8 protein-coding genes are annotated in these 9,722 nt (G+C 65.3%); 5 read left to right on the forward strand and 3 right to left on the reverse strand.

The window, feature by feature from the left end:
• Positions 1-4: 4 nt before the first annotated feature.
• Both ACFOM8_RS19560 and arsJ read left to right on the forward strand, forming a co-directional pair.
• Entirely contained in the window at positions 5-1,012 is a 1,008-nt protein-coding gene (locus tag ACFOM8_RS19560; protein WP_377763952.1) for an ArsJ-associated glyceraldehyde-3-phosphate dehydrogenase, read from the forward strand.
• A gap of 80 nt (positions 1,013-1,092) precedes the next feature.
• The gene (arsJ, locus tag ACFOM8_RS19565; RefSeq protein ID WP_377763960.1) at positions 1,093-2,280 is read left to right on the forward strand and encodes an organoarsenical effux MFS transporter ArsJ; all 1,188 of its coding nucleotides are present in this window, start codon (positions 1,093-1,095) and stop codon (positions 2,278-2,280) included.
• Here the strand turns inward: arsJ and ACFOM8_RS19570 are convergent.
• From ACFOM8_RS19570 to ACFOM8_RS19580, 3 genes are read right to left on the reverse strand one after another with little or no spacing between them, the layout of a single operon-like run.
• Positions 2,267-3,427, reverse strand: a complete 1,161-nt coding sequence (locus ACFOM8_RS19570; RefSeq protein ID WP_377763953.1) for an MFS transporter — start codon at positions 3,425-3,427, stop codon at positions 2,267-2,269. The two genes, arsJ and ACFOM8_RS19570, sit on opposite strands and share 14 nt — an antisense overlap.
• The gene (locus ACFOM8_RS19575; protein ID WP_377763954.1) at positions 3,418-4,785 is read right to left on the reverse strand and encodes an FAD-dependent oxidoreductase; all 1,368 of its coding nucleotides are present in this window, start codon (positions 4,783-4,785) and stop codon (positions 3,418-3,420) included. The genes ACFOM8_RS19570 and ACFOM8_RS19575 overlap by 10 nt, the downstream gene beginning before the upstream one ends.
• A gap of 55 nt (positions 4,786-4,840) precedes the next feature.
• Positions 4,841-5,143, reverse strand: coding sequence for an ArsR/SmtB family transcription factor (locus ACFOM8_RS19580; RefSeq protein WP_377763955.1), 303 nt, complete (start codon positions 5,141-5,143; stop codon positions 4,841-4,843).
• 888 nt (positions 5,144-6,031) lie between these two features.
• Between ACFOM8_RS19580 and ACFOM8_RS19585 the strand changes: the two genes are divergently transcribed.
• The 3 genes from ACFOM8_RS19585 to ACFOM8_RS19595 all read left to right on the forward strand — a co-directional run bounded on the left by ACFOM8_RS19585 (position 6,032) and on the right by ACFOM8_RS19595 (position 9,575).
• A complete protein-coding gene (locus ACFOM8_RS19585) occupies positions 6,032-6,364 on the forward strand; it encodes a four-helix bundle copper-binding protein (protein WP_377763957.1) in 333 nt (110 codons plus the stop codon).
• 37 nt (positions 6,365-6,401) lie between these two features.
• Entirely contained in the window at positions 6,402-6,899 is a 498-nt protein-coding gene (gene copM, locus ACFOM8_RS19590; protein ID WP_377763958.1) for a CopM family metallochaperone, read from the forward strand.
• Positions 6,900-7,121: 222 nt separating this feature from the next.
• On the forward strand, positions 7,122-9,575 hold the full coding sequence (locus ACFOM8_RS19595) for a heavy metal translocating P-type ATPase (protein WP_449301506.1): 2,454 nt from the start codon (positions 7,122-7,124) through the stop codon (positions 9,573-9,575).
• The last annotated feature ends 147 nt before the right edge of the window (positions 9,576-9,722 follow it).

Consider the following 9,722-nt stretch of genomic DNA (forward strand, 5'->3'; position numbering starts at 1 on the left):
CCCGATGCCCCGCATCGCCCTGAACGGCCTTGGCCGGATCGGCAAGCTTGTCCTGCGCGACCTCATCGACACCGGAGGGGGGGGCGAGATCGTGCTTCTGAACGATCCTGTGGGCGATGCCGAACAGCACGCGCTGCTTATGGAATTCGACTCGGTCCATGGCCGCTGGCGCACGCCCGTAGGCCACGGGGACCACACGCTTGTGCTGGACGGTCAGACCATCCGCCTGACGCATGAGAAGACCATCGAGGCCTTGCCGATGGCCGAGTTGGGCGTGGATCTGGTGATCGACTGCACGGGGGTGTTCAAGACCGCAGCCAGGGTGGCGCCTTATTATGCCGCCGGCGTGAAGAAGGTCGTGGTCAGCGCACCGGTGAAGGATGGCGGGGCGCTGAACCTTGTCTATGGGGTGAACCATCATCTCTACGATGGCTCACAGACCCTGATCACGGCGGCTTCCTGCACCACGAACTGCCTCGCCCCTGTGGTGAAGGTGATCCACGAGGCGCTTGGCATCCGCCACGGCTCGATCACGACGATCCACGATGTCACCAACACCCAGACCATCGTGGACCGCCCCGCCAAGGACATGCGCCGCGCGCGGTCGGCGCTGATGAACCTGATCCCGACGACGACCGGCAGCGCCACGGCGATCACGCTGATCTATCCCGAACTGAAGGGCCGCCTGAACGGTCATGCCGTGCGGGTGCCGCTTCTGAACGCCTCGCTCACCGATTGCGTGTTCGAGGTGGAGCGCGCGACGACGGCAGAGGAGGTGAACGCCCTGTTCGCCGCCGCCGCAGAGGGTCCGCTGAAGGGGATCCTCGGCTATGAGACCCGCCCTCTGGTGTCCTGCGACTTCATCAATGACCCGCGCTCGTCGATCGTCGACGGGCCCTCCACCATGGTGATCAACGGCACGCAGGTGAAGATCTACGCCTGGTATGACAACGAATGGGGCTATGCCTGCCGATTGGCCGACATCGCGCGGATGGTGGCGGGGTCGTTGTGAGCAACGCTGCCGCCCATGCCGGTCCGCCGCCCAATCCCTTGCGCGCCTATGCTGCCGTCACGGCCGCCTATTGGGCCTTCATGTTGTCGGACGGCGCGCTGCGGATGCTGGTGCTGTTGCACTTCAACACGCTGGGCTTCACGCCCGTCCAGCTTGCCTGGCTGTTTCTGCTCTACGAGGTCGCGGGCATAATCACCAACCTGGCTGCAGGCTGGCTTGCTGCGCGGTTCGGGCTGGCAGCGACCCTGTATGGCGGATTGGCGCTGCAGATCGGTGCCCTGATCGCTCTGGCGCAGCTTGACCCGTCGTGGGGTGTCGCGGCATCAGTTGCCTTTGTGATGGCCGTTCAGGGTGTGTCGGGCGTGGCCAAGGATCTGGCCAAGATGTCCTCGAAGTCAGCCGTCAAGCTGCTGGCCCCACAGGAGGACGGCGGGCTGTTCCGCTGGGTGGCAGCGCTGACCGGATCGAAGAACGCGGTGAAGGGCCTTGGCTTCTTTCTCGGCGCGGCGCTGCTGGCACTGACGGGGTTCGAAGCGGCGGTCTGGGGCATGGCCGGGGTGCTGGCCCTGATCCTGATCGCGGTCGTGCTGTTCCTGCCCGCAGGCCTTCCCGGCCGCATGAAGTCCGATGAGGCAGGGAGCGGCTGGCGGTCAAAGGATGTCCGCGTCAATCGCCTGTCGCTGGCGCGCATGTTCCTGTTCGGCGCCCGCGATGTCTGGTTCGTGGTGGGCGTGCCGGTTTATTTCCAGTCCGTGCTGTCGGACGGCACCGCCGAGGGGCGTCGCGAGGCGTTCTTCCTGATCGGCAGCTTCCTGGCACTCTGGATCATCGCCTATGGCGCCGTGCAGGCCTTTGCGCCCCGCCTTCTGGGCGGCAAGGGCCAGCCCGAGGCCGAGACCACCCGCAAGGCGATCTTCTGGTCCGGCGTGCTGGTGCCGATCCCCTTCCTGCTGGCCGGGGCGGCCTGGGCCGCGGACGGGCCGTCAGGCTGGCTGACCGCGACCTTGGTCACCGGACTTCTGGTGTTTGGCTTCGTCTTTGCCATCAACTCTTCGGTCCATTCCTACCTGATCCTCGCCTTCGGGGCCGCGGAACGGATCACGCGGGACGTGGGCTTTTACTACATGGCCAACGCGGCGGGCCGGCTGATCGGCACGCTGCTGTCAGGACTCAGCTACCAGGTCGGCGGCCTGCCGCTGTGCCTTGCCACTGCGGGCGTCATGGCACTGGCGAGTTGGCTGGCCGCGCGGCGCCTCAGCTCTGTCTGAGCAGGAACAGCGCACCCGTCGCAAGAAGCCCGACCCCCGCCGTCAACCAGATCGCGGACGCGCCCCAACTTGCCAGTGCCGCGCCAAAGATCAGCGGGGCCGCCGCCTGCAGCACGCGCGCGGGCGCGTTCAGCCAGCCGAGGCGCGCGCCATAGCCCGCAGCCCCGAACAGCGCCAGGGGAAGCGTTCCCTTGGCAATGGTCAGGATGCCATTGCCCGCCCCGTGCAGAACGGCAAAGGCATAGGCCGCAGGTCCGCCAAAGGCCGTCAGGCAGACGGCGGCAACCGGATGGGCCGAGGCTGCCAACCGGGCTGAGGCCAGCGGATGGAGCCGCCGCAGAAGCCCGAATTCCAGAACCCGCGCCGCGACCTGCGCGGGGCCGATCAGGGCGCCCGCTGCAATTGCGACGGCCGTGCTGGCACCGGCCGCCTGCAACAGGCCCGGCAGATGGGCTGCCATGGCAGTGGAGTTGAACCACGTGGCGGCAAAGACAAAGGCCAGCAGCCACAACGCAAGGCGGGGCGGCGGCGGGCCGTCGGGTTCTGCCGTCGCCGATGCAGTGATCCGTTCTACCCCGTTGGGCAAAAGGGCGTTCAGCGGCAATGCGAGACATAGGTGGATCAGCGCCCAGCCGAGGCAGGCCTCGCGCCAGCCCCAGGTGGCCAGCATCAGCCCCGACAGGGGCCAGCCCACGGTGCTGGCAAACCCGGCAATCAGGGTGATGCCGGTGATGGGGCCGCGCGCCGCGCGGCCATAGATGCCTGCGAGTGTGGCAAAGGCAGCTTCGTAGAGCCCCATTCCCATCCCGAGCCCGACCACCGCCCAACCCAGGAACAGAACCGCTGGCGACGGCGCCACGGCAAGCAGTGTCAGCCCGCAGGCGAAGACGAGGTTCGACAGCATCAGCACGCCCCGCCCGCCGATCTGGTCGATCCGCGCGCCCGCCCAGGGACCGATCACGGCCGAGACGACCATCGCCATGGAGAAGGCCCCGAAGACCCAGACCGGCGACAACCCGAAACTGGCCGCCATCGGTGCCGCGAGAACGGCAGGAATGTAATAGCTTGCGGCCCAGCCAACTGTCTGCGCCGTGCCGAGGCATGCCACGACCGCTCCCCGCCGTGCCTGCGGCAATCTCAGCAGCATGCGGCGGCTTTCGCGGGTTCGGCCGAGGTGCCGCAGCCGCAGCCCGACGCCCCGCTATCCTTGGCCACTTCGTCCGCAGCACAGCAGGCATCGGCACGCGTCAGGGCAGGGCCGCCGCAGCAAGCGGGGGTCACTGCCTTTGCAGCCCGTAGACCGGGGCCGCTGCAGACGCCGGTCTCTGGCAAGACAAGCTCCATCCGGGCCGCAGCCTCATGATCCCCTGCAATCGCAGCGACGATCGAGCGGACCTGCTCATGCCCTGTGGCCAGAAGGAAGGTCGGCGCCCGGCCATAGGACTTCATGCCGGCAATGTAGAAGTCTGGCTCCGGATGGGCCAGCTCTGCCGCGCCGTGCGGACGGACGGTGCCGCAGGAGTGGAGGTTCGGGTCGATCAGAGGGGCCAGGGCGGGCGGGCATTCCAACGCCGGGTCGAGCGCCACCCGCAGTTCGCGCAGGAACGACAGGTCCGGCCGAAAGCCGGTCGCAATGACCAACTCATCCACCTTGATGCGCCTGCCATCGGCAGACACGGCCGTCAGCGGCGTGGACCCTTCGACGGCGGCGAGGTGGAACCCGTTTTCAAGCCGAATGCTGCCGCTGTCCACCAGCCTCGCCATGTCGGTGCCAAGCGCCCCTCGCGCCACGAGCTGATCCGCGGCGCCGCCTCCCAGTGCCCGAGCAGTTGTGGAAGCCCGACAAAGCCAGAGCGGCGTGGTGCCGGGCTGGCCCGAGAGCGCGATCAGCGTCCCGATGGCGGAATGGCCGCCGCCCAACACCGCGACCCGCTTGCCCGCATAGCGCTCCCGCTCCCGGCCGCTGACATCAGGCATGCCGTAGCTTATCCGGGAATGACCCACCTCGCCCGGCACCGGGCGGCCCGCCCCGCCCGGGTTCGGCTGGATCCAGGTCCCGGTTGCGTCGATCACGGCATCGGCACGATGCCGCTCCTCGCCCGCGGCACCTTCGGTCTCGATCATGAACGGCGCCGTTGCGCGGCCCGCATCCTTGACCTTGTCGATCCCCTCCCGCGACACTGCCACGACACGGCGATCCAGGCGCAGCCAGGGGGCGAGCGTCCGGCCAAGCGGCTCAAGATAGCAGTCTACAAGATCCGAACCCGTGGGATAGGCCTCCGGGTCGGGCGCCTGCCAGCCGGCCTGCTCCAGCCGCAGTGCCGCCGCCGCGTCGATGTTGAACCGCCAGTTCGAGAACATCGGCACATGGCCCCAGGCCCGAACGGAATGGCCTACGGCGTCACCCTGGTCCAGGATCAGCGGCTGCATGCCGCGTTCCAAGACATGCGCCGCCGCTGCCAAGCCGACCGGACCCGCCCCAAGAATGGCAACCGTCCTTGTCATCACTCATCTCCCTTTTTGCTAGAAATATCGAAATATGGCGCAGGAAAAGGCATGATCAGGTCCTCGGGCCGCAGGCATCGGCGCAGCATTCCGCCGCCAGATCGTCGATCAGCCCGCGCATGACGGGATAGTTCGTCCGGCAGATCAAGGATGTGCCAACCCGTTCCTGCTGGATCAGTTCGACCTGAACCAATGCGCGGCAATGGTGAGACAGCGTCGAGCCTGGGATACCCAGCCTTTCCTGGATCTGTCCCACCGACAGCCCCGGATCACCTGCCCGGACAAGCAGCCGATAAAGCCGCAGCCGCGTGGGATTGCCAAGCGCGGCAAGGCGGGAGGCGGCAAGGTCGATGTCCATGGATCAACTCCTTAAACCATAATTCTAGAATAATCGAAATAGATCGTCAATCTTTGAGCGTTGAGCGGAGCATCTTGCTGCTTCTGCGAGATCTCTGTTGCGCTGCACTGTGTCTGAATGACCGCTGTGGGCTCTTCGCGTCGATCTCTTGGCTTTGCTGAATGTCGGCCTGTGCAGTTAATCGCAAATGCCAAGCCAGGTTCTGCTCAATGGTGGAAACCCGCGCATGGCCAATCTTCATGACACCCAACGGGAACGACTCCTCTCCATCTGCGTTTCAGTGCCATGGGACGACCCGACACCAGGACGAGAGTTGCGTCGGTCTGGCAGAAGCTTGCGAGTGTAATTGCAACTCTGGCGGTCGCGATGTTCGTGGCGCATGGTGCAGCGGCCAAAGGCGCACTTCTCCACGCCTACGATCATTCCGTTGCTCACGCCGAAACATCACTCGTCACAGGTCATACTGCTGCTGAGCCGGGTGGGAACCATGAGCATTCTCCGGCGGTCGGCCACAAGCATGGCACTGCCAAGGAGGGAACTGCTCCCTGCTGTGGAGAGGCATGTCTGCTGGCGCTGATGCCGAACGTGGATACTCATCTGAACGAGCCTTGGGGCGTACGGTCGAAATCCCTGTTGGTTGTCTCCTCATTGGCAGGGCACGCCCCTGAAGGGCTGCGTCGTCCTCCACGGCTCCCTCATCGGATCTGATCGCATTCCATCGGGAGTGAAGCGCAAGCCTGATTGAAGAGGTGGGCGCCACTCTCACGCCTCAGACGGGCGGATTGCGGCCATGAACGCGAGGTTTTCACCTTACGTCCTTGATGGCGGTGAGACTGGCGCCGCGCTCGCCGCTTCCTGTTTCCGGCGCTTTCGCAACGGAGAAGCCACATGCACCAGATGTCCACTGAAATGCAGAGCTGCATCGACGAATGCCAGCGCTGCCATAGCGTTTGCCTCAGCATGGCCATGAACCACTGTCTTGAGGCAGGCGGCCAACATGTCGAGCCGAAACATTTCCGGCTCATGATCGCCTGCGCCGAGATCTGCCAGACCTCGGCAAACTTCATGCTGATGGGCAGCGATCTTCACAAGCGTACCTGCGCAGTCTGCGCTGAAGTCTGCGAGGAGTGCGCCCGCAGCTGCGAGCAGGTCGGCGACATGCAGGAATGCGTCGATGCCTGCCGCCGGTGTGCCGAAAGCTGCCGGAACATGGCCGCCTGATCGTTACAGACACCAGTTACATCAAAGGAGAACCCTTATGCGTAAGTTCAAGTCAGCCGCCATCGTCGCTGCCCTTCTCGCCGCGCCCGCGGCTCTCGCTCAGGAGAGCGGGACCGAGGGGCAGGCGGGCCACATGGCGGGACAGAAAGCCTCCATGACGGACCTTTCGATCCTGCCGCAGGGCTGCCAGGACGCGATCCAGCAGTCCGGGATGCCGGGGATGATGCAGGGCATGGACATGTCCGGCATGATGGGCGGCATGGAAGGAATGGATGAGGCCCAGCAGGCCTCCATGCAGGCCATGATGGAGATGAACGGTCCGATGATGGCCACCCACACCATCAAGGACCCCGACCTTGCCTTCCACTGCGGCATGATCGCGCATCATGCTGGCGCCATCGCCATGGCCGAAGTCGAGCTGAAGTATGGCGACGATGAGGAGTCGAAAGCGATGGCTCAGAAGATCATCGACGCCCAGGGGCCGGAAATCGAGGAAATGACTGCCTGGGTCGAGAAGAACACGGGTCAGCAGTAAGCACCCCGGCCGCCGGGGCTTGAAGCTGCGGCGGCCTCAATGACCGCAAGGATGCCATGCAGGCTCCGACAAGTCGGTCCGGCAAGACCGGAAACGCGGAGTGTTCATCATGGCGACTGATGCAACGGCTTCGGCTTCACAGTTTCCCCTTGACCTTCCAGCGACAGGAAGGTGCAGGACGATCGCGGGCGATTCTCGGGTAGTTTCCAGACGAGGTACATGATGGCCAGCAAGAGCAAAGACCAACACCCAGCTTCCCTCCACACGGGGAGCAGCTCTCACGGCGGCGACCATCAGCATCACCATCACGGGGATGTTCACTCCGGCCATCACGAGTCGGGGCCTTCCCACGCCTTGGCGGGGGCTCCGACAGACAGCGCGCATCGGGTCAAGGATCCGGTCTGCGGCATGATGGTCGATCCCCATGCGACGCAGCACAAGGCGGAGCACGCCGGCCGGCCGTATTACTTCTGTTCGGCTGGATGCCGCGCGAAATTCCTGGCAGAGCCGGACCGTTATCTCGATCCGGCCGCTGCGGCGGCAAAGGCCGAGCCCGTGCCCGAGGGGACGATCTACACCTGTCCCATGCATCCCGAGATCCGGCAGGTCGGACCGGGGTCGTGCCCGATCTGCGGCATGGCGCTGGAGCCTGTGCTGGTCAGCCTTGAGGCGGAGCCCAATCTCGAACTGATCGACATGCGCCGTCGCTTCTGGATCGGGCTCGTGCTGACGATCCCTGTCTTCATCCTGGAGATGGGCGGCCATTTCCTCGGGCTTGACCACCTCGTCAGCCAGCGAAGCTCGAATTGGATCCAGCTGGTCTTCGCCACGCCGGTCGTCCTGTGGGCCGGGTGGCCTTTCTTCCAGCGAGGCTGGCAGTCGCTTGTCACGCGAAACCTGAACATGTTCACCCTGATTGCCATGGGCACGGGTGCGGCGTGGATCTACAGCGTCATTGCCACACTCGCGCCCGGCATCTTTCCTGATGCCTTCCGCCAGCATGACGGCTCGGTCGCGGTCTATTTCGAGGCGGCGGCGGTCATCACAGTGCTCGTGCTGCTGGGGCAAGTGCTGGAACTGCGTGCCCGAGAAAGTACCAGCGGTGCCATCCGCGCGCTGCTCGACTTGGCCCCAAAGACCGCCCGGCGCATCCACGAGGATGGGACCGAGGAAGAGGTCCAGCTCGATGCGGTCCATGTCGGCGACCGCCTTCGGGTCAGACCCGGCGAGAAGGTACCGGTCGATGGGGAAGTGATCGAGGGCCGCAGTGCAGTCGATGAGTCGATGGTGACGGGCGAGTCCATGCCGGTGACGAAGGAGGTCGGCTCCAAGGCAATCGGCGGGACCATGAACCAGTCCGGCGCCTTGGTGATCGAGGCACGCAAGGTCGGCCGCGACACCATGCTGTCGCAGATCGTCCAGCTTGTCGCAGAAGCACAGCGCTCGCGCGCCCCGATCCAGCGGCTTGCCGACCAAGTGTCAGGCTGGTTCGTGCCGGCGGTGATCGTCGTCGCCCTCCTCGCCTTCATCGCCTGGTCGATCTGGGGCCCGGAGCCGCGGTTCTCCTTCGGTCTCGTGGCCGCCGTGTCCGTCCTGATCATCGCCTGTCCCTGTGCGCTCGGGCTCGCGACGCCCATGTCGATCATGGTCGGCGTCGGCCGTGGCGCCCAGGCTGGCGTCCTCATCCGAAACGCGGAGGCGCTGGAACAGATGGAAAGGATCAACACCATCATCGTCGACAAGACAGGAACGCTGACCGAGGGCGGGCCCGCCGTCACCGCCATCGTTCCGGCCACTGGTCACACCGAGGCCGAAGTGCTGCGCCTTGCCGCGAGCGTCGAGCGGGCGAGCGAGCATCCGCTGGCTCTCGCCATCGTCCGTGCCGCAGAGGAACGAGAGATCGCGCTCGCGCCGGTCGCGGACTTCGACTCCCCCACTGGAAAAGGCGCGCTCGGCACTGTGGAAGGACGCCGCATCGCGCTTGGCAACGCGAAGTTCCTGGCCGAACAGGGGGTCGATGTCACGCCCTTGGCAGAGCAGGCCGACAGGCTGCGCGAGAACGGAGCGACGGCGATCTTCATGGGCGTCGATGGGCAGGTGGCCGCCATCTTTGCCATTGCGGACCCCGTCAAGGCATCGACGCCGGAGGCGCTTGCAGCGCTGAAGGCGCAGGGCATCCGCGTGGTCATGCTCACCGGCGACAACTGGACAACGGCCAAGGCCGTCGCGCGCCAACTCGGCATCGACGAGGTCGAGGCGGAGGTCCTGCCGGATCAGAAAAGCGAGGTCGTGCAGCGGCACAAGGCGGCAGGGGAAGTCGTGGCAATGGCGGGAGACGGCGTCAACGATGCCCCCGCGCTCGCAGCGGCCGATGTCGGCATTGCGATGGGCACCGGCACCGACGTGGCAATGGAGAGCGCGGGCGTCACGCTGCTCAAGGGCGATCTCATCGGCATCGTGCGGGCGCGGCGGCTGTCGCAGGCGGTGATGCGTAATATCCGTCAGAACCTGTTCTTCGCTTTCATCTACAACGCGCTCGGTGTGCCCGTTGCGGCCGGCGTGCTGTATCCGTTTTTCGGCATCTTGTTGTCACCGATCATCGCGGCAGCCGCCATGGCGCTGTCGTCGGTCAGCGTGATTGCGAATGCGTCCCGGCTGCGGGGAGTGAAGCTGTGATGATCGAAAGGCAGGCAGCCTCTACCGTCAGCGTCTTCCAAGGGCGGCATCATGTCGCAACCTGCCCTGGCTGTTAATTTCCACCCAGAAGTGACCCAGGTTTTCCATCGAGAACTGACCCACCTTTGATTATGGTTTTTGGGTCAT

This window comes from Paracoccus angustae, from assembly GCF_042648745.1.
Classification (GTDB): domain Bacteria; phylum Pseudomonadota; class Alphaproteobacteria; order Rhodobacterales; family Rhodobacteraceae; genus Paracoccus; species Paracoccus angustae.